Genomic DNA, 18,690 nt, shown 5'->3' with positions numbered 1-18,690 from the left:
ACGGATCGCGATGTCAGCTTCCGGCCGTTACTTCTTCCGCTTCTCCGCTGCCGGAAGAGTGCAGTACCTTGCCCGTTATTTCCTGAGGTCTTTGAAGCAGGTTTAAAATAGGGCAGACTTCCTCGACTCCCCGGTGAAGCTCCGCGATTTCTTCCTTGGAAGCGGCCGACTCGATGTGCAGCGTGTAGCGGATGTTGTGTGGCCAGAAGGGGATCTCTTCGTAGCCGTCTTTTCCGGCGAACTTGTGGAGCTCGCCTTCAACCTCCACCTCGAGCGATTCCAGCGGAACCCCGCGCAGGGCAGCCTGAATCAGCGTGATGTGCGTCAGGCAGCTTCCGAGCACGCCGAGCTGAATCTCCGCCGAATTCGGACCGAGGTCGAATCCGGCAAAATCCGGCAGGCTGTCGCTAAGAATCTGGAAATTCCGGATACGGATTTCCCTTACGCCGCTCCTGTCCTTTGCTCTTACCTTGGCCTTCAGTACGTCCGACGGCTGATTCGAGACTCGTTCGCGCTCTTCCTCGCGCTCCTCCAGAGACTTCTTTTTGGCGGCCAAATAATCGTTTAACTGGCTCATATCGCTCACTCCGTTCCCATGGATTGAACTGCTGCTCCTTAACTAGCCCCGCCTGCTCTAAAGTATCCCCCTCAGAACAGGTGAGGCAGCGATTTCCCGTCGAACGTGATCTACGCACACGGCACCGGACTCACGCGCATGCTATACGCGACAGCGTCACAGCGCCGCCAAACCGTATCAACTCGGCTCTCGGCTCACACCGTCTCCGGCTGTTTCGCATACCGGTTGGCCGGTACCGGCAGCCCGAGATTGCCCCGGAGCGTATCGCTTTCGTACTCCGTGCGGAAAATGCCGCGCTGCTGGAGGATCGGCACCACGTGATCCACGAAATCCTCCAGCCCGCTCGGAACGGCGGCGGAAAGCATAAAGCCGTCCACGGCGCCCGCTTCGAAATACTCCTGGATAAGGTCCGCGACCTTTTCGGGCGTTCCGACAAAACGTCCTTTCGGCGTTGCGGCCTGCAGAGCTACCTGACGAAGCGTGAGGTTTTTCTCTTTCGCTTCTTCCTTGATTTTGTCGGTCCCGCTTTGGAAGCTGTTCTTGCCGAGATCGCCGAGATCCGGGAACGGCTCATCCAGGGGATACTGTGAGAAATCGTGATGCTCGAAAAAGCGGCCCAAATAATCGAGCGCCGTCTCGATCGTCACCAGGTCCGCAACCTCCTGGTACTTGCGCTCCGCCTCCTCCTCGGTCGATCCGATAATCGGTCCGATGCCCGGAAAAATAAGCACGTCGTCCGGCGATCGCCCGTGCGAAACGGCCCTCTCCTTCACTTCCTTGTAGAAGCGGACGGCGTCTTCCAAGTTCTCCTGCCCGGTGAAAATGGCGTCCGCCACTTTAGCCGCATAGTTTTTGCCCACTTCAGAGGACCCCGCCTGGAAAATAACCGGCTGCCCCTGTCTGGAACGGGCAATGTTAAGCGGCCCCCGGACGGAGAAAAATTCCCCCTGATGATTCAAGGTGTGCAGCTTCCCGGGATCGAAAAATACGCCGGACTCTTTATCCCGCACGAAAGCGTCGTCTTCCCAAGAATCCCACAATCCTTTTGTCACATCCAAGTATTCTTCCGCGATTTTGTAGCGCAGATCGTGCTCGGGGTGCGATTTGCCGTAATTTAACGCGGACCCTTCGAGCGGTGAAGTAACGACGTTCCACCCCGCGCGACCGCCGCTGATGACGTCTAGGGAACCGAACTGCCGGGCGACCGTAAACGGCTCGCTGTACGAGGTCGACAGGGTTCCGACGAGGCCGATGTGTGTACTCACGGCAGCCAGAGCGCTCAGAATCGTAATCGGTTCAAAACGGTTCAGGAAATGCGGGATCGACTTCTCGTTGATATACAAGCCGTCGGCGATGAAGATCAGATCGAACTTGCCCGCTTCCGCCTTCCGCACCCATTTTTTGTACAGCTCGAAATTCACACTCGCGTCCGGCTGAGAGTCGGGGTGCCTCCACATCGCCGGATTACCGCCGACACCGTGCAGAAGCGCGCCCAGCTTTAACTGTCTTTTTTTACTCATGATCCTTCTCCCCTTCCGCTGTTCTTACACCGCCGTTACCACGGTTTTGATCCGTTCGATTTGCGCCAGATGAGTTTGCACATGCGCCGTGAAAGCATTCACGACGGACGCCAGGGTGACGGTCTCCCCTTTGAAATTGACACCGGTTTTCTCCCAATCCGCTTCTGTAAGCCGCCGGAACAAGACCGCGTTATATTGCAGCAGCGCCGCATAAGCGTCCAATAGTTCGGAAACGCTGCTTTCGTTCGCCCGCTGTCCTTCCACCCACGGGTCCTGAGCGAATCCCGGCAGAATCTTATCGGAGCCCGCCAAAATTTCGCGGATGCGGAAGGAGACCACGATATTGTGGTCGGCCAGATGCGCCAGCACTTCCGTAATGCTCCATTTTCCCGGGGCTTCTTTCCGCTTGAGCTGCTCTTCGTCCAGTCCCGCGACCGCCAGTTTCAATTTATCGTATACCGATAAGTAAAGTTGGATATCTACGTTTAAAATGCCGGAACCGCTCATTTCTTTTCCTCCTTATGTAGTCATCCGGAGACCATGGGACCCGGGGACCCTTGTGTAAAACGCGTCAAAGCAAACGGCCCGATATCGAACGGTGTCCGTCCGTACAGCGTCAGATCGGCGAGAATCTCCCCGACGACACTCGAAAATTTAAACCCGTGTCCCGAAAATCCTCCCGCCAAAAGAACGGACGGATGGACCGGATGACGGTCGATCATAAACTGTTCGTCGGGGGAAAGCTCATATTTGCAGACGGCTCCGCGGTTCAACGGGCCTGCCGCCTGGGGCATATAAGCTTCCAGCGCCCGGCGCAGATCCCCTTCATCCTCTTCGTAGCGGCCGAAGGGTTCCAGCGCCTCGCCCGCCGTCCATTCCAAGCCGGTGTCGTGTCTGCCGATTTTGACCCCCGCGCCGCCGATGTCCGGAAAGCCGTAGTAGCCTCCGTCGCCGCTGCCGATGGTGAAGCCCGGGAAGCGGCCCGCACCGAACAGAGGCTGCTTCGGCTGAAACCAGCCTACCGCTTTGCGGACCGCCCGGACGGGCAGCTTCACGAACGGCTCCAGCGTCCGGAACCAGGCGCCGGTGGCGAGGATGGCCTGCTGCGCATAGTACACGCCCTGGTCCGTATGAACGGCGACGCCGCCCTCCCGGGCGTTCAATTGGCGCACGGACGTATCCGTCAGCAGCCGGGCTCCGGCCTCCTCGGCCAGCCTCCGGTAAGCGGCGACGCACCTCTCGCTGAACAGATATCCGGCGTCCGGTTCATACATCCCGGCGAAATGCTCCGGCAGCTCGAAGCCCGGCCACCGGCGGCCGATCTCGGCCGCGTCCAGCAGTTCCACGCGGACGCCCAGCTTCCGGGCGTCTTCGGCCCGCGTCCGGAACGCGTCACCCCCCGCGATGTTGATCACCCCGGACGGGACCATCAGCTCCGCGCCGGTCTCCGCCTGGAGCTCCTCCCAGAGCTCCTGGGCCCGCAGCGCCATCGTGATGTAGGCGGGCCCTCCGCTGTAAGCGTGGCGGATAAGCCGGGGCTCTCCGTGATGGCTGCCTTCCCCGTGCGGCGGGTTGAAGGAGTCGATGAGCAGCGTCCGCACTCCCTGCTTCGCCAGGTGATAGCCTGCGCTTATGCCCATCGAGCCCGCTCCGACCACGATGACGTCATACGTCATCCCGCCGTTCATCCGTTTGCTCCGCCTGCGGGCCGTTCGGCCAGTTCCAGGAGCGCGCGCCGGGCCAGCTCCGAGAAAAATCGCGCGCTCACCGGAAGAGCCGCTTCATCCAGGTCGAACGCCGGATGATGCCACTCGTGCGGTCCGTCCGTCCCGACGAAGACGAAAAGCCCCGGCACTTCCCGCTGATAGAAGGCGAAGTCTTCGCCTGCCGGAGACGGGAGCGGCGTAATCGTGCGGTAGCCGAGAGCGTCCGCCGTGATTCTCGCAAGATCGGCCAGCTCGGCGGAATTGTTCACGGGAGGCGGGCCCTGAATCCAGCGGAGCGACGCTTTCGTTCCGCTGGCGGCCGCCACTCCCTCGACGACCTCGCGAAAGCGGCCCAGTACGCGGCTCCGTACGCCTTCGTCGAAGGTGCGGATCGTGCCCTCCAGCAGTGCTTTCTCCGGAATCACGTTCCAGGCGGTCCCGCTGTGCAGCTTCGTCACGCTGACGACGGCGCTGTCCAGCGAGCTGATGTTGCGGCTGACGATGGACTGGACCGCCGAAACGATCTGCGCGGACGCCACGATCGGATCGCTGCCGGCTTCGGGCAGGGCCGCGTGCGAGCCCCGGCCTTCTATCTCGGCGACGAAGCCGTCCGCAGCCGCCATCAGCGGGCCTTCCTTGATGCCGAGCGTCCCGACCGGCAAATCCGGCTTGTTGTGCAGCCCGAATACGGCCCGCACGTTCTCCAGCGCTCCGCTGCCGATCACTTTGAGAGCTCCGCTCGCTTTCTCCTCGGCCGGCTGGAACAAGAAGCGGACCGTGCCCGGAAGCTCCTTTTCCTGCTGCTTGAGCAGGTAAGCGGCTCCGAGAACGGCCGCCGTGTGAAAATCGTGGCCGCAGGCGTGCATTTTCCCCGGAACCTTGGACGCGTAAGGAAGGCCGGTCTCTTCCCGGATCGGCAGCGCGTCAATGTCCGCCCGGATGGCGACCACAGGCCCCGGACGCAGCCCCCCCACTTCGGCAATCAGCCCGGTCCGCAGGGAATAAGGGGCGATACGGATGCCGGCCTCCTCCAGCCAGGCTTTAATAAAAGCCGTCGTTTCGAATTCTTCGTGAGACAGCTCCGGATTTTCATGCAGATGGCGCCGGGCCGCAACGAGTTTTGCGGCCAGTTCTTCCAACTGCTCTTGCTGCGCCAGCGTTTCGCTAGTCATGGCTCTCGCCCTCCTTTTGACTGAGACTGCTTAAGATTGCTTAAGGCTGCTTAAGAGCGTGATGCGGCGGCGGATTGCCGCCCGCCAATCGCGGCAGCTCAAGCTTCTACCGATACGCGCCGACCGGCCGTTTCCGCTTCCGGTTCAGCCGCCGTGTCCGCACCCGACAGCGCTTCGATCAGCAGTTCGAACGACCGCAGCCGCTTCGCAAAATCTTTGACCGCGGTCAAAACGATAAATTCGTCCACACCGGTCGCCCGCTGCAGCTCCAGCAGCTCTTTTTTCACGGTTTCGATCGTTCCTTTCGTCACCGAAGGCTCCTTCACCTCGATCGTGAAGTTCTCGCTGCTCTGCTTACCGAACTCCTCCGCATGCTCCAAGGTGCTGACCGTAATCGTCCGGCCGCTTTCCAGATGGATTTTGACCAGCTTATGGTCCCCGGCCAGTTCCTCCGCCTCTTCCTCGCTCCCGGCCGCAATGACGGACAAAGCGAGTATCGCCGCCGGCTGCGCGCCGTCCGCGTAATTGAACTCGCGCCGGTACGTTCCGATGGCTTCCACGGCCGTTTGCGGATCTCCGTTGATAAACAGCGAGAACACGTAAGGCAGACCCAGTTCCGCCGCAATCCGGGCGCTTCCCGTGCTCGCTCCGAGCACGTAAAGATCCGCGGGCCGCTCCGGTACCGGATTCGCGCGGAGACCGGCCAGCGGGTGATCTTCTTCCAGCCGGTTGTGAAGAAATTTGCGCAGCTCGACGATTTTGTCCGTCAGGGAGTCGGCATCCACGACGTTTTTTTGGAGCGCCTGCGTCGATCTCGGCAGCCCGCCGGGAGCCCGGCCGATCCCCAGATCGATCCTTCCCGGTCCGAGCGCGGACAACACGTTAAAGTTTTCCGCGACTTTGTACGGGCTGTAATGTTGGAGCATGACGCCTCCCGATCCGAGCCGGATGCGTTCGGTTTTGGCCAGCAGATGGGAGATCAGCACTTCCGGCGAAGATCCGGCGACGTGCGCGGAATCGTGATGTTCCGCTACCCAGAAGCGGTGATAACCGAGCTCCTCCGCCCGCCGGGCCAGTGCAACGGTCCGCTTGAAAGCCTCTGTCCCGGTGTCACCTTCATAGATAGGGGTCTGGTCCAGAATACTCAGTTTAATGGCCATATCTTGGTTTCCTCCTTGTAAAAAACAAATTCCGGCCGTGCAGACGGAACCGTTTTTGCAGTTGGTCTCTTGCAGTTCTGTCTTTGCCGTTTCGTCTTTTGCAGTTTCGTCTTTTGCAGTTCCGTCTTTTGCATTTCCGTCTCTGCATTTCCATCTTTGCAGTTGCATCTTTGCGGTTCCGTCATTTTCCGGCTCCGCGTTTTAAATGGAATAGTTCAGTTCGGGAGTGATCCGCTTCAAAAACTGGCGGGTCCGCTCTTCCTTGGGCGCGTTAAACAGCTCGCCCGGCGGGCCTTCCTCGACGATCGCGCCGCCGTCCATAAAGACCACATGATTGGACACTTCTCTGGCGAATCCCATTTCATGCGTCACGACAATCATCGTAATGCCTTCTTTGGCGATTTTGCGGATGACCGCAAGCACCTCCCCGACCAGTTCGGGGTCCAGGGCCGACGTCGGTTCGTCGAATAGGATAACTTCCGGATTCAGAGCCAGTGCCCGCGCGATTCCGACACGCTGCTGCTGACCTCCTGACAATTGGCTCGGATAGGCGTCCAGCTTCCCGGAAAGCCCCACTTTCAGCAGCACTTCCGCGCTTCGCGCGCGTGCCTCGTCTTTCGGAAGCTTCTGCGCGACGACCAGTCCTTCCATCACATTTTCCAGAACGGTCTTGTGCTTAAACAAATTGTACTGCTGGAAAACCATCGCGGTTTTCTTGCGCAGCGTATGAATCTCTTTGCGGCCCGAGCGCTTGCAGTCGACGGTAAAATCCCCGATCGTCACTTCGCCGGCGTTCGGCTTTTCCAGAAAATTGATGCAACGCAGCAGCGTCGTTTTGCCAGATCCGCTCGGCCCCAGGATGACGACTACTTCTCCTTTATGCACGGTCAGGTCGATGCCTTTCAGCACTTCCTGCTTCCCGAACGATTTTGAAATGCCCGTCAGTTTAATCATGCCACTCCACCCCGATTGTAAAGAGTAAACCGCTTTTCCAGAGCGGACGATGCTTTTTCCACCAGGACCGTAATACCCCAGAACAGGAGAGCGGCCGCGATATAGGCTTCGAAAAACTTCCAGTTCGTAGACGCCACGATGTTGGCCTGGGCGTTAATTTCCACCACCGAGATGGTAAAAGCGAGCGTGGTCGCATGCAGCATGGAAATGACGGAGTTCGTCAAATTGGGCAGGCTGACCGCAAATGCCTGGGGAAACACGATGCGCCGCAGTGCCTGCGCAGTCGTCAGGCCGACGGCGTAAGCCGCCTCGATCTGCCCCCGGTCCACCGCCCCGATGCCCGCCCGGACCACTTCGGACATATAGGCCCCCGCCGTGATGGAGAAAGCGATGATCACGAAAGCGACGAGCGGGATGGAACCTGAGTTAAAGGACCAGCCGTAACGGTCCGCGAGCGTATCCAGCACCGCCGGAAGCCCGAAATAAACGAGGAACAAGTGCATCAGCATCGGCGTTCCCCGGATAAAGGTCACGTACGCGACCGCCGCCGGATACAGAACCGGCACCCGGTAAATGCGCACCAGCGCGATGGCTGTGCCGATCACAAGCCCTCCCAGTACGGAGACCGCCGTGATATACAGGGTAACCGGCAGAGCCGACAGCAGGCTCAGAAAAGCCGTGCCGATGAAGGAAGGATCAAGGTTCATAGCCCGGCGCCTCCTTTTTGATTCCCGGCTGGAGCCGTCTGAAGATGTTCGGGCGCGCCGCCGTTTTACCGGACGTGTCCGCAAGCGGCCTGCTGTGGCGCAGCAGTCTTTTCTCGGCGGCATCGAAGCCTTTCTGCAAAATAAAGCTGACGACGAAATAAATCAGCGACAGCGCGATATAAATTTCGATAAAATGCTGCGTCGCCGTGCCCAGCGTCTCGGATTTGCCCGTCATTTCCATGACGCCCAGCGTGAAGGCGAGCGAGGAATCTTTCAGGTTCCCGATGACCAGGTTGCCGAAAACGGGCAGCGCGATCCCGAGCGCCTGCGGCATAACGATCCGGGTGAATGCCTCGTACCCGTTCATGCCGACCGCATAGGCCGCCTCGACCTGCCCCCGGTCAACGGCCGCCACCGCCGACCGGATCATCTCGGAGACATAGGCGCCGGTGTGCAGCGAGTAGGTCAGAATGACGAACAGGAGCACCGGCGTTTTGGACACGTCCACCTGGACGATTTTCAGCAATTCCGGCAGTCCGTAATAGATCAGGAACAGCTGAATGAGAATCGGCGTCCCCCGGAAGAAGGACACGTAGACTCCGCTGATCCGCCTCAGGACAGGCACGTTATAGAGCCGGGGCAAAGCGATAAGAAACCCGATGATCAGCCCCAGCAGGATGGAGCTTCCCACGATCAGCAGCGTAATGTGCAGATAGGAAAGCAGCTTCGGAATAAAGAAGAAGATATAGTCCGCCTCGAATCTTCTGCCCATGATACCACCTCTCTCGTACGAACCTTCGGGTTCTTATTTCTTCTGCGTGCCCACGTTCGAGAAATCTTGGCCAAGCCACTGAATGCTCAGCTTGGACAGGGTTCCGTCCGCTTTCACTTCCTTGATGGCCTGATCGATCCGATCGGCCAGCTTTCCGTCCGTTTTGCGGAATACATACAGCACATCCGACTCCGTGAGCGGCTCGCCGACCGTTTTCAGCGCGACCTTGCCGTCTTTGTCCGTATAGTTGCGGAGAGCGAAATCCGACGTCACCGTGGCGTCGATGCGCCCTTTGCGGATTTTATCCACCAGATCGTTGGCCGTGGCGTTGTCGTACACGATCTCGATGGCGTTGTTGTTCTTCTTGTTGTACTCCTGGAGGATGTACGCTTCGTTGCTTGTCGCTCCGGTGCGGACTTTTTTGCCTTTCAGATCGTCGATGGATTTGATCGTGTCGTTATTGATCTCGACGGCGACTTTGTTCAGGAAAATGCTGTACGGCTCTTTATTGAACAAATATTTCTGCTCGCGCTCCGGATTTTTTTCCATTTGATGGGCGATGAAGTCGATCTTGTTCGTTTCCAGGCTGAGCAGCAGACTCTGGAACTCCATCGTTTTGAATTCGAATTCGTATTCCGGTATCCGCTTGTCTAGCTCTTTGATCAGCTCCACGTCAAACCCCGTCAGCTTGCCGTTCTGGTCGATAAAGCACACCTGCGGGAACTTGGTCCCCGTGCCGACTATGATCTTCCGGGCTTGGCCCGCCGGGCTTTCCCCCGGTTTGTCCGTGGCCGCCGAGGTCGTCCCTCCGCCCGTTTCAACGGTTTTGCCGCAGCCTGCAGACACTGCCGCCAACACTAAAATTCCCGCTCCCGCCAACCATTTGTTTACCTGTCTCTTCATTAGACTTGCTCCCCCGCTTCGTTATGGATAGTTGAACATGTATCGCGCTTTTTCTTGCCGTCCGCCTTACCTCTGCCTGCGCTCTCCTATGTAAAGATTTTCTCTACGAGGCCGTAAAAAAGGCGGATTCGCGCAGCTCCAGCCGATAGCTTTTGACAAGCACCTCGCCGTTGTGGAACTCCTTGTCAAACGCGCGCTGGAATCCCAGCCGCTCATACAGGCTCACGGCGGAAGCCATCATATCGGACGTATGAAGATGCAGCGTGGAGGCCCCGAGCTCCAGGGAGCGCTTCGCGCTTTCTTTAATAAGCTCCGTCGCGACGCCTCTGCCCCGCGCTTCCGGCGAGACGGATAAGTAGCGGATAATCGGCGTATGGATCTCCAGCTCCGGCCTGCCGTAAGCCGCCTCCGAGGAAACGAACAACTGGACGGTTCCGACGATTTTCCCGTCCGCCTCGGCAACGAGCCGCGCGACGGGATCGCCCTTGTCGGCGGCGGCGCCGATATCTTCCCGGTACTGCTGCCACCTTTGCGCGGACATGACGTCGGCATACTGCAGATAAGCTTCAAGCATCACCGCGCGAACCGCTTCGCGATCGGCCTCTGCCGCTTCACGGATGACGATGGAGGGTGAGCTTCCCATAGATCTGACACTCCTTTTTCTCCTAGGTGTGGAACTGCGCGTAACAACGCAAAAAGCCAGAGAGGTCACTAGAAGCGACTTCTCCGGCTGTCCGGTCGATACTCGACAATTCAAAGCGGAATACTAAGTTTTTAATACTGTACCACTAAAGCGGGACGTTATCAACCATTTTTTGTTGTTTTTTGAAAGAAGCCTCATTTCCAGCCGCATGGGGTTCCGGCAGCTCCGCCGTTACTTCGCGCACCCCGCTCACGATAAAAGGGCTGCGCAAAAAAAGGCTGCATGCCGCAGCCGTCTTACAGCTTTTTCTCATACAGGTTGGCGCTCCATCCGTTCTCCCGTCACGGTTTCCAGATAAACGAATCCTATGTTCCGGTAATACGCCCAAAACCTCCTTCATAGCCCCTTTAACGGAAGAAAGATTTAAGTCCAGTCCTTCCTATGCTCGGAAATGAAAGCAATATCCTTTCGATAATGTTCAAGATGTCCTTCATCCAGCATCTTTTGAAAAGCAAGGTCACCTTCACTCGCTCTTCTTGTTATCGTTTTACATAATCCTTCCAACCGCAGCAGTACCATGTCTATGTAATTTTCCGCAAATCCTTCCCCGTAACGATCAAAAAACAATTTCACTCTGTTTTTAATGCGGGAAGCATCTTGAGAGGAATCATAGTAAACGATTTCGCCCGTTTCAGTAAGATGCAATCGGCTTAACGGCACACAAGTGTAAAGCGTATAAGCGATGTCCCAAAGCCGCGGACCCGGTCCGGCCGCATCAAAATCAATTATGCCTATCGGTTTTTCATGCTGAAAAATAATGTTGTATACGGCAAAATCGTTGTGGCATATGACCTCCAAAGGTTGTGGAGTACCATCTAACGGCCGCCAACTGTCATCAAATGAAAAGTCGCTTACAGCATCATGATAGAGACGGAGCATTTTCGCAATTTCCCGTAAAACATCATCTGACCGCATATATTTCTTCAAAGGATAATTACCGGCTTCTCCTTCGATAAAGGATAAAATTTCTCTTCCTTTTTCATCCGTACCCAGGTATTTAGGGGCATAGTCGTATCCTTTGTTGTCAAGATGGTTTAACAGGGCATGAATGTTGCGGCTATTCGGCTTTAATTCCCTTCTGACCGTATTACCCGACCTATATACCTTTGAGACGTTGCCCCCCGCTAACAATTCCTCATTTGAATGATTAGACATGTAAGCACCTCCTTTTTTTGTTCGCCTCCGAAAAGAACCACACTCGGTAGATCCGAGCGTTCCTAATCCCCGAGATCCGGGGCCCGGACAGCGCCTTCCTCCCATACGCGCTCCAAAATCGCATCCACGGTTTCCTCCGGCGTCAGACCGGTCGAGTCCAGCCACAAACCGACCCGCGGGGTTTCCCCGTGCAGCACGCCGTTCAGTGCGGATACGGTCCATACGCCGTATCCCTTCTTGGACCGGGCCGCTTCTCTGCGCGCGACTTCCTCCTCGCCGGGGCACAGTACGATCACGTACAGGGGCCTGTCTTCCAGCAGCGAGAGGAAATCGTTCAGCACGCGGCCTACGACGACATCCTGCATCACGACGGTGAATCCGGCTGAATAATAGGTGTCCGCAGCTTGTGCGGTCAGCCTGTACCGCAGCAGAAGCTGCTCCATTTGATCGGCTTCCGCGTCCGGATGAACTTCCTTGCGGTCGTTGACGATCATTTTACGGAAATGATCTCCCCGGAGATGAACCGATTTCTCGAACCGCTCCGCCAACAGCTGCGCGACCGTCGATTTGCCGCTTGCCATAATGCCGGTCACCAAAAACATCGCATGAATATCCCGAATCATGCCAATCCCCTCCTTTTGCGGACGATTTCTCATGTTTCCATTGTAGCCAATCGCCGGCAAAACGCCGTAAGGAGAGTTTCGTTATAATCAAACCTGCCGCCGGTCCGTCCGTGGAACGGCGTATCCATGCTGCCGGCATGCGGAAGGCCCGGATTCCATACACTAAGATATAACACCTCTCGCATCCAGAAAGGAGACCGGCCATGTACGGTTTTGCACCCCCGCCGCCGCTTCCCCCGTCACCCGGATACCGGGCAGGCAAACCGGCTGTCATTGAAGTTAGGGGCGACGGAATCGTTTCCGTCATTCCCGACCAAGCCGTGATCGTGCTGGGAGCCGTCACGGAGGGAGAAGCCCTCTCGCCCGCGCAGGCCGAGAACGCCCGGATCATCTCGGCCGTGATCGACTCCCTCCTGCAGCTCGGAATCCCCCGGAGCAGCATCCAGACGGACGAATTCCGGATCGATCCCCAGTACGACTTTCAGGACGGCAAACAGATTTTTCGCGGCTACCGGGTCACTCATCTGCTGAAAATTACGACGGATCGGGTCGGAGAAACCGGAACGATTGTCGATACCGCCGTCTCCAAAGGGGCCAACTCCGTTTCGGGAATTTCTTTCCGGACGTCCCAGCCGCAGAAATACAGCAAGGAAGCGCTGACCCTCGCCGTCCGGAACGCCCGGGAGAAGGCGCTGACGATAGCGGCGTCCCTCGGGGTCACCTTGGCGACGGTTCCGGAGTCCGTCCGGGAGCTTAGCGGCCAGAACGAGCCCGTCCCGTTCAAAGCCTCTATGCTGGCCGCCGGTCCCACCACCCCGATTCAGCCGGGTGAGCTGCATGTTTATGCCGCCGTGAGCGCGCGGTACACCTTCAGCTAGCGCGGCCGGGCACAACGAAAAAAGAGCCTATCTCGTCAGTCGGGGACGCTCTTTTTGGGCCGGACAGCACAACGAAGAGAGCGTATCCGCCAGCCGGGATACGCTCTCTTACGTTGGGAGCAGGGGCGCGGGAGGTAAGCGGCCATACCGGAGCAACGCCGGAACACGCACCCGTGCTTCGTGGGCGAGCCCGGCGGCTCCGCGGGAACGGCGCTTGCCTGCTGCCGTCACGAAGGCTCGCGCTGAAGGCGCGGGCCGGGTCAGGCGGGCGCTGTGTCCGCTCCGCTATGGCTCGGCTCCGGCTGCGCTCCCTGTCGGCTCTCGCTCGACTACGCTCCCTCTACCGCTTCGTACTCCTTCGGCTCTCGCTTAACCGTGCTCCCTCTACCGCTTCGCACTCCTTCGGCTCTCGCTTGACTGCGCTCCCTCTACGGCTGCACGCCCGTTCGGCTCTGCCTTCCCTCCAGTCGGCGTTCCGTCTCTCGCCCGCGCCAGCCCTGCGCAGGGCTGAGCGCCCGCAGCCCGCTTACGACGCGCTCGCCGCAGCCGCCGGCTCCGAGACGATGCGCGTGACGCTCTTGCGGCCGTCCACGCCGACCGGAACGTCGCCGGCAATCGTGACCCGGCGGACGACCCGGTGCTGATCGCCGTAATCGTTCACGGCGTAATGCTGCGTGGCGCGGTTATCCCAGATCGCCACGTCGCCTTCGGCCCAGCGCCAGCGCACGGTATTTTCCAGGCTCGTGATATGTTCCTGGAACAAGGCGATCAGCTTCTGGGAATCGGCAACGGAGAAGCCTTCGATTTTTTTGGCGAAGCCGCCCAAAACAAGTGTCTTCTCTCCCGTTTCCGGGTGAACGCGGACGAGCGGATGCTCCGTTTCGTAGACCGTGGAAGCGAAGCTCTCCCGGTATTTGCGCGCCGCTTCGCTGCCCAAGGCGTTAACCGTTCTGATCGTGGCCGCATAATCGAATTCATTGGTGTGCAGCACCCGCAGCTTGTCGGCCAGCTCCCGCAGCTCCGCAGGAAGCAGTTCATAAGCGGCTGCCGTATTCGCCCACACCGTATCCCCGCCCGCTTCGGGAATCACAATCCCCCGGAGGATGGAAGCGGCCGGATATGCATCGACAAACGTCACATCCGTATGCCACACGTTGGCGCGGCCCCCGTGGGTCGAATCCAGCTCCAGCACGTAATCCGTGCCGTCTTTGGGCTTAATCGTCGGATGAGCGACCGGGCTGCCGAGCAGCTTTGTAAACTCTTCCTGTCCGGCATTATCCAGGTGATTTTGTTCCCGGAAGAAAATAACCTTATGTTTGAGCAGCTTTTCGCGGATAAAACCTACCGTGCTTTCATCGAGACTGCCGGACAATGAAATTCCTTCAATAATGGCACCAATTCTTCCTGAAACCGGGGTTACCTTCACTTGTTCACTCATGTTCTTTTCCTCCTTTAAAATGGTTGATTTATCGTCAGCGGCAAGCCCGGACCGGCAGCGCGTCTGCCCTTACCGGGACTATCCCTTGTAATTGTCGCGCCATTTCAACAGCCGCTCTTCCAGCAGCCGCACGACGGAATCCACAAGCTTGCCGACAACAGCGAAAATAAGGATGCCCACAAACACGGCGGTCGTTCTGGAAAACTGCCGGGCATCCTGGATCATATACCCGATGCCCTCGCTTGATCCCATCAGCTCCGCCACGACGAGTCCCAGCCAGGCGACGCCCAGCGACAGCCTGAGACCGAGCAGGACATTCGGCAGCGCCGAAGGGAGCACCAGCTTCGTAATTTGCCGGAAGCGGCTGAACTCCAGCACTTTGGCTACATCAAACAGCTTGGAGTCCACGTTCCGGACGCCCAGGAATGTATTTACATACAGCGGGAAAAAAGCTCCCAGCGCGATCAGCAAAATTTTGGACAACTCGTCGAACCCGAACCAGAGGATAAAAAGCGGCGTGATCGCAAGATGCGGAACGGTGCGGAGCATCTGTAGAGTAGGGTCGAGCATGTACTCGGCTCTTTTTCTCAATCCGACCAGCATACCGGTCAGGAGACCGAGCGAGCCGCCGAGCAGAAATCCATAGGCGGCCCGCTGCACGCTCACCCTCAGATGATGGAAAAGCTCTCCGGATTGAACCATTCCCGCGAATTCCTCCGCAATGCTGAGCGGCGATGGAAATAACGTCGCGGAGACCAGCTTCAGCCCGCTTGCCGTCTGCCAGGCGGCAAGCGCCGCCAGCGGCAGCACGAGCCCGAGCAGGGCAATTTTCAGTTTGCCTCCGCGTCTGGCGGATACTCTTCCTGCGGCGGCTCGTCTTCCTTCCCCCTCATCCAGGCCCTTGGCGGCCGGGGAAGACGGGTTCAATTGTCCCAAAGCTGACACGGTCTTCGCCTCCTTCTCCTTATTTAGCCGCTTTCACGGCTTCAATCGCTTTGCTGTCCGTGTTTTGCGTCACGTCGATTTTCTTCTTGATAAAGCCCGCTTCCAGGAGAATGTCCGCCGAGGCCTGCTGGACGCCGAAAATCTCTTTTGAAATCGGAACGTTCGAATACTCGGTATTGTGTACCACCAGCTCGATCGTCGCCCGGTCCGCCTTCTTCGCCTTCGCTATGAAGTCGACGACCTCATCCCGGTGCTCCTTCTGAAAAGCTATCGCTTTCTCGAATCCTTTCAGAAAAGCTTCCGCCGCTCCCGGATGCTCCTTGACAAAATCGGTCCGGCCGATCGTAAGTACCGGCGCTTTGATGTTCAGAGCTTCCCCGCTCGTCAAGACGCGCGCGCCGTTTTTGGCTTTCTGGATGCTCGTATACGGGTCGAGTCCGACCCAGGCATCCACCGCTCCCGATTCGAATGCGGCGACAGCTTCTTCCGCCTGGAGCTGGATAAGCTGGAAGTCGGATTCTTTCAGCCCCGCCTGCTTAACCGCTTTGATGAAAAAAACATGAAGCGTAGTCCCCTTGGCAATCGCGATCTTTTTTCCCTTCAAATCCGCAAGACTCCGGGCGGTGCTTTTGGCCGGGACGATCACGATGTTGAGCCCTTTCAAGCCTTCGGAGAGCAGAGACAGCGTCGTGACCGGCAGGTTGTTCGCCTGAGCGGATATCGCCGCCCCGTCCCCGAGCCAGGAGAAATCGACGCGTCCCGCGGCCAGCGCCTCCAGAAGAGCCGGTCCGCTCGGAAACTCGGACCATTTGACGTCTCCGCCGATTTTAGCGAATTCCTCCTCGAACCAGCCTTTCTCCTTGGCCAGGAGGAACAGCCCGCCGCCCCCGTTGTTTGCGAGGTTGACGGTATATGTGCCCTTGGGCGCATCCGTCCCCGAGGCGGTTGTCGCGGCCTGTCCGGCGCCGCATCCCGTAAGTCCGGCCAAGCCTATGGCGAGTGCCGCAGCCGCCAGCGATGCTTGAAGTTTGTTCATCCGCCGTTCCCCTTTGCACAAAAATTTTGAGTACAAAAAAAGACACCCGACAGCGCGCGTTAAGCGGGCCGTGCAAGGTGCCACCAGTGGACCGGTAGGATACCAGAATTATCGCGATTCACTCCTAAAACAATTAAACCTAATATTCACATAAAAATAGTCGGTTTTAAAAATGTACTAACTGACTAGTCAGTCACTCCTTGTTGGAATGATTCTATCAGCCCCTTTTTGGGAAGTCAATACTTTTTTAACAATACTTGAAAAGAAGGCCGCCCCTCATCCATATTTCCCGGCTTATTTGCAAAGCAGCCCGACCAGCTGCTCTTCATCCGGGCTCGCTACGGCTCCAAGTCCTCTGCGCCGGGCCCCGCTGACACCGTTGAGCAAAGCGAAGTAAAGCACCGCCAAATCTTCGGGTCTTCCTTCCCGGAACGTCCCCTCTTCTTGTCCCTGCTTCACGATCGCGATAATCGGCTGGAGGTTTTCGACGGCCCTGCGCGGTATTTCCCGCTTTTCCTCCGCGGAAATACCGGCGATCGTCTCCGCATGCAGAACGACATGCATGCCGTTCAGCGCATTCTCGTCCTCCCCGATTTTCCGGGCATGCCAAAGAAGCTTATCGCGCGCATTTCCTGCCCGGCTGCGGGCCTCTTCGCAGACTCTGCCGTATCTTTCCTGTAGCATCTTGACCAGACTGACGAACAGCTCTTCTTTGGAGGCATAATAGTTGTATACATGGCCGTGGGAAATCCCCGCCGCTTCCGCAATATCCGATATTTTGGCCGCCGCGAGGCCCTTTTTCGCGAAAATTCCGATGGAAGCCTGAAGAATCTGCGACCTGCGTTCTTCTCTCTGCCGCGTTACTTTTTCCGGGTTATTCACAGACATAACGGGTCCCCTTTCTCCGATACCGTGGATTATAACACATTTAGGAAATCAGAAAACTGCGGTTTCTCCCGCTTCCTGGAAATATTCATTTTGAACCCCAGAAAATTCCTTCTGCCTGCCGAATAGTGTTAGGGATCGGATGAAGATAACCACGTCCAGAAGGTGAGCGATATTGGCGCAGATCAAAGATCTTTTACTTCAGCTCTTTTTTTCCCTTATGCCTTTCGTACTGTACAGCTTCTATTACCGGGACAGAGACACCAATTACACCCAAAAATTTATTCTGATTACCTCCATGATCTGCCTGTTTCTTTCCATGACATTCGCTTCCAGCGTCGAAAAAGGCATTCAGTTCGATGTCCGTTACGTCATTCTTTTTTTCGCGCTTGTGTTCGGCGGGTTTCGCGTCGGCCTTCTGCTTATGCTGGAGTTCGTTCTGTACCGCCTTTATTTGGGAGGTCCCGGGACCTCTTCGGCTCTGGGCATTTTGCTGGTTACGTTCCCCCTGTCGGTCTTGCTGTGCAGTGTCTACCACAGGACAAGCCAGAAGTACCTGGTCGCCGTTATGGCCGGACTCTGTTATTCTTTCTTTCCCCTTCTTCTCTTGTATATCAACCGGCCCGATTATATTCTGACTCATTTGACGTACCATATTCTGATCATACCCGTTCACAACTCGGTCGGAGTTCTGCTGCTGATCTACTTGTTTGAAAAATCCGCCACGGATAAGGACATGTACCTCAGGTACCTGCAGAGCGAAAAAATCGAGGCCGTCGGCCAGGTCGCCGCTTCCCTGGTACATGAAGTGCGCAACCCGCTCACCACCGTGCTCGGTTTTTTAAAGCTCATCCGTCAAGATCAGGCAATGCCCCCCGAAAAACTTCACCGGTTCATCGACATCAGCATCGAGGAAGTGAAGCGGACGGAAGCGATTCTGTCGGAGTATTTATCCATGTCCAAGCCTTTAACGCAAAAACGCGAAGTCATCGATCTCGCCCATGAGCTGGAGGCTGTCGCGGAGGTTATGACGCCCTATGCCACAATGAACAATGTGTCGCTGATCCTGCATGTCCCGTCCGAACCCGTGCGATTATCCGCTAACAGAGCCGAAATGAAGCAGCTCCTTGTCAATTTCGTAAAAAACGCCGTCGAAGCCTGTTCCGCCATACAAAAAGGAAACGTCACGCTGCGTATGCATACGGACGGGCTGCTCGTGAAAGTACATATCCGGGATAATGGAATCGGGATGAATAAAGAACAGTTGAGGCGGCTCGGCTCCATCTATTATTCCACCAAAAATACGGGCACCGGCCTGGGCCTTACGTATTCTTATCAGGTGATCCGTTCCATGAACGGCACGGTCTCGGTGTTCAGCGAGCTTCATAAGGGAACGGAATTCACGCTCTCGCTTCCCCTTGCTTCCAACAATCCCGAAGGATGATAAAAAAAAATCGCCGGCCTCTTCACGCTCTATCGGAGCATAAGAGGACCGGCGATTGATTTATGGGCCGCGGGCGACCCCGATTGTACAGAGTACGGGGCGGGAACCGGCA

General features: G+C 57.3%; 20 protein-coding genes. 2 read left to right on the top strand and 18 right to left on the bottom strand.

What is annotated here, in order from left to right; all coding sequences use genetic code 11:
- Positions 1-13 precede the first annotated feature (13 nt).
- From KVT34_RS16565 to KVT34_RS16500, 14 genes are all read right to left on the bottom strand, one after another.
- Entirely contained in the window at positions 14-577 is a 564-nt protein-coding gene (locus KVT34_RS16565; protein WP_217559924.1) for an OsmC family protein, read from the bottom strand.
- A 194-nt stretch (positions 578-771) separates the two neighbouring features.
- Positions 772-2,097 carry an LLM class flavin-dependent oxidoreductase gene (locus KVT34_RS16560; RefSeq protein ID WP_217559923.1) on the bottom strand — a complete coding sequence of 442 codons (1,326 nt, stop codon included), beginning with the start codon at positions 2,095-2,097 and terminating at the stop codon, positions 772-774.
- Between the two features lie 24 nt (positions 2,098-2,121).
- Positions 2,122-2,604 (bottom strand): DinB family protein, encoded by a 483-nt coding sequence (locus KVT34_RS16555; RefSeq protein ID WP_217559922.1) that lies wholly within the window; start codon positions 2,602-2,604, stop codon positions 2,122-2,124.
- A 20-nt stretch (positions 2,605-2,624) separates the two neighbouring features.
- Positions 2,625-3,785, bottom strand: coding sequence for an N-methyl-L-tryptophan oxidase (gene solA / locus KVT34_RS16550; RefSeq protein ID WP_217559921.1), 1,161 nt, complete (start codon positions 3,783-3,785; stop codon positions 2,625-2,627).
- The gene (locus KVT34_RS16545) at positions 3,782-4,975 is read right to left on the bottom strand and encodes an amidohydrolase (RefSeq protein WP_217559920.1); all 1,194 of its coding nucleotides are present in this window, start codon (positions 4,973-4,975) and stop codon (positions 3,782-3,784) included. The genes solA and KVT34_RS16545 overlap by 4 nt, the downstream gene beginning before the upstream one ends.
- 98 nt (positions 4,976-5,073) lie before the next feature.
- On the bottom strand, positions 5,074-6,135 hold the full coding sequence (locus tag KVT34_RS16540; RefSeq protein WP_217559919.1) for an LLM class flavin-dependent oxidoreductase: 1,062 nt from the start codon (positions 6,133-6,135) through the stop codon (positions 5,074-5,076).
- Between the two features lie 201 nt (positions 6,136-6,336).
- The gene (locus tag KVT34_RS16535) at positions 6,337-7,089 is read right to left on the bottom strand and encodes an amino acid ABC transporter ATP-binding protein (RefSeq protein ID WP_042231026.1); all 753 of its coding nucleotides are present in this window, start codon (positions 7,087-7,089) and stop codon (positions 6,337-6,339) included.
- Positions 7,086-7,796, bottom strand: a complete 711-nt coding sequence (locus tag KVT34_RS16530; protein ID WP_217559918.1) for an amino acid ABC transporter permease — start codon at positions 7,794-7,796, stop codon at positions 7,086-7,088. Before KVT34_RS16530 ends, KVT34_RS16535 begins: the two co-directional genes overlap by 4 nt.
- A complete protein-coding gene (locus KVT34_RS16525) occupies positions 7,786-8,568 on the bottom strand; it encodes an amino acid ABC transporter permease (protein ID WP_217559917.1) in 783 nt (260 codons plus the stop codon). The genes KVT34_RS16530 and KVT34_RS16525 overlap by 11 nt, the downstream gene beginning before the upstream one ends.
- 33 nt (positions 8,569-8,601) lie before the next feature.
- Positions 8,602-9,471 carry a transporter substrate-binding domain-containing protein gene (locus KVT34_RS16520; RefSeq protein WP_217559916.1) on the bottom strand — a complete coding sequence of 290 codons (870 nt, stop codon included), beginning with the start codon at positions 9,469-9,471 and terminating at the stop codon, positions 8,602-8,604.
- A 103-nt stretch (positions 9,472-9,574) separates the two neighbouring features.
- On the bottom strand, positions 9,575-10,114 hold the full coding sequence (locus KVT34_RS16515) for a GNAT family N-acetyltransferase (protein ID WP_042231030.1): 540 nt from the start codon (positions 10,112-10,114) through the stop codon (positions 9,575-9,577).
- Between the two features lie 145 nt (positions 10,115-10,259).
- Positions 10,260-10,427, bottom strand: a complete 168-nt coding sequence (locus tag KVT34_RS16510; protein ID WP_217559914.1) for a hypothetical protein — start codon at positions 10,425-10,427, stop codon at positions 10,260-10,262.
- Positions 10,428-10,537: 110 nt separating this feature from the next.
- Positions 10,538-11,329: a phosphotransferase enzyme family protein gene (locus tag KVT34_RS16505; RefSeq protein WP_217559913.1), complete on the bottom strand. Its 792-nt coding sequence runs from the start codon at positions 11,327-11,329 to the stop codon at positions 10,538-10,540.
- Between the two features lie 62 nt (positions 11,330-11,391).
- A complete protein-coding gene (locus tag KVT34_RS16500; RefSeq protein WP_217559912.1) occupies positions 11,392-11,952 on the bottom strand; it encodes an AAA family ATPase in 561 nt (186 codons plus the stop codon).
- Positions 11,953-12,155: 203 nt separating this feature from the next.
- Here KVT34_RS16500 and KVT34_RS16495 point away from each other — a divergent pair, with 203 nt between their 5' ends.
- The gene (locus KVT34_RS16495) at positions 12,156-12,830 is read left to right on the top strand and encodes an SIMPL domain-containing protein (RefSeq protein ID WP_217559911.1); all 675 of its coding nucleotides are present in this window, start codon (positions 12,156-12,158) and stop codon (positions 12,828-12,830) included.
- Between the two features lie 526 nt (positions 12,831-13,356).
- Here the strand turns inward: KVT34_RS16495 and KVT34_RS16490 are convergent.
- The 4 genes from KVT34_RS16490 to KVT34_RS16475 form a co-directional block, all read right to left on the bottom strand.
- The gene (locus tag KVT34_RS16490) at positions 13,357-14,268 is read right to left on the bottom strand and encodes a TauD/TfdA dioxygenase family protein (protein WP_217559910.1); all 912 of its coding nucleotides are present in this window, start codon (positions 14,266-14,268) and stop codon (positions 13,357-13,359) included.
- A 78-nt stretch (positions 14,269-14,346) separates the two neighbouring features.
- Entirely contained in the window at positions 14,347-15,102 is a 756-nt protein-coding gene (locus KVT34_RS16485) for an ABC transporter permease (RefSeq protein WP_254634952.1), read from the bottom strand.
- 130 nt (positions 15,103-15,232) lie between these two features.
- Positions 15,233-16,249 (bottom strand): aliphatic sulfonate ABC transporter substrate-binding protein, encoded by a 1,017-nt coding sequence (locus tag KVT34_RS16480; RefSeq protein ID WP_217559908.1) that lies wholly within the window; start codon positions 16,247-16,249, stop codon positions 15,233-15,235.
- A gap of 294 nt (positions 16,250-16,543) precedes the next feature.
- Positions 16,544-17,137 (bottom strand): TetR/AcrR family transcriptional regulator, encoded by a 594-nt coding sequence (locus tag KVT34_RS16475; RefSeq protein WP_217559907.1) that lies wholly within the window; start codon positions 17,135-17,137, stop codon positions 16,544-16,546.
- Between the two features lie 172 nt (positions 17,138-17,309).
- Between KVT34_RS16475 and KVT34_RS16470 the strand changes: the two genes are divergently transcribed.
- Positions 17,310-18,578, top strand: a complete 1,269-nt coding sequence (locus KVT34_RS16470; protein ID WP_217559906.1) for an ATP-binding protein — start codon at positions 17,310-17,312, stop codon at positions 18,576-18,578.
- Positions 18,579-18,690 lie beyond the last annotated feature (112 nt).

This window comes from Paenibacillus sp. GbtcB18 (genome assembly GCF_019091125.1).
GTDB lineage: Bacteria > Bacillota > Bacilli > Paenibacillales > NBRC-103111 > Paenibacillus_F > Paenibacillus_F chitinolyticus.
Note: the sequence above shows the minus strand (reverse complement) of the source record. Positions and strands in the feature narration are given on the sequence as shown.

Coding starts and splice junctions, on each gene's coding strand:
- KVT34_RS16500 (WP_217559912.1), bottom strand. CDS start 11,952: ATGATTCGGGATATTCATGCGATGTTTTTGGTGACCGGCATTATGGCA.
- solA (WP_217559921.1), bottom strand. CDS start 3,785: ATGAACGGCGGGATGACGTATGACGTCATCGTGGTCGGAGCGGGCTCG.
- KVT34_RS16555 (WP_217559922.1), bottom strand. CDS start 2,604: ATGAGCGGTTCCGGCATTTTAAACGTAGATATCCAACTTTACTTATCG.
- KVT34_RS16475 (WP_217559907.1), bottom strand. CDS start 17,137: ATGTCTGTGAATAACCCGGAAAAAGTAACGCGGCAGAGAGAAGAACGC.
- KVT34_RS16505 (WP_217559913.1), bottom strand. CDS start 11,329: ATGTCTAATCATTCAAATGAGGAATTGTTAGCGGGGGGCAACGTCTCA.
- KVT34_RS16545 (WP_217559920.1), bottom strand. CDS start 4,975: ATGACTAGCGAAACGCTGGCGCAGCAAGAGCAGTTGGAAGAACTGGCC.
- KVT34_RS16535 (WP_042231026.1), bottom strand. CDS start 7,089: ATGATTAAACTGACGGGCATTTCAAAATCGTTCGGGAAGCAGGAAGTG.
- KVT34_RS16510 (WP_217559914.1), bottom strand. CDS start 10,427: ATGAGAAAAAGCTGTAAGACGGCTGCGGCATGCAGCCTTTTTTTGCGC.
- KVT34_RS16560 (WP_217559923.1), bottom strand. CDS start 2,097: ATGAGTAAAAAAAGACAGTTAAAGCTGGGCGCGCTTCTGCACGGTGTC.
- KVT34_RS16480 (WP_217559908.1), bottom strand. CDS start 16,249: ATGAACAAACTTCAAGCATCGCTGGCGGCTGCGGCACTCGCCATAGGC.
- KVT34_RS16515 (WP_042231030.1), bottom strand. CDS start 10,114: ATGGGAAGCTCACCCTCCATCGTCATCCGTGAAGCGGCAGAGGCCGAT.
- KVT34_RS16490 (WP_217559910.1), bottom strand. CDS start 14,268: ATGAGTGAACAAGTGAAGGTAACCCCGGTTTCAGGAAGAATTGGTGCC.
- KVT34_RS16530 (WP_217559918.1), bottom strand. CDS start 7,796: ATGAACCTTGATCCTTCCTTCATCGGCACGGCTTTTCTGAGCCTGCTG.
- KVT34_RS16520 (WP_217559916.1), bottom strand. CDS start 9,471: ATGAAGAGACAGGTAAACAAATGGTTGGCGGGAGCGGGAATTTTAGTG.
- KVT34_RS16525 (WP_217559917.1), bottom strand. CDS start 8,568: ATGGGCAGAAGATTCGAGGCGGACTATATCTTCTTCTTTATTCCGAAG.
- KVT34_RS16540 (WP_217559919.1), bottom strand. CDS start 6,135: ATGGCCATTAAACTGAGTATTCTGGACCAGACCCCTATCTATGAAGGT.
- KVT34_RS16565 (WP_217559924.1), bottom strand. CDS start 577: ATGAGCCAGTTAAACGATTATTTGGCCGCCAAAAAGAAGTCTCTGGAG.
- KVT34_RS16495 (WP_217559911.1), top strand. CDS start 12,156: ATGTACGGTTTTGCACCCCCGCCGCCGCTTCCCCCGTCACCCGGATAC.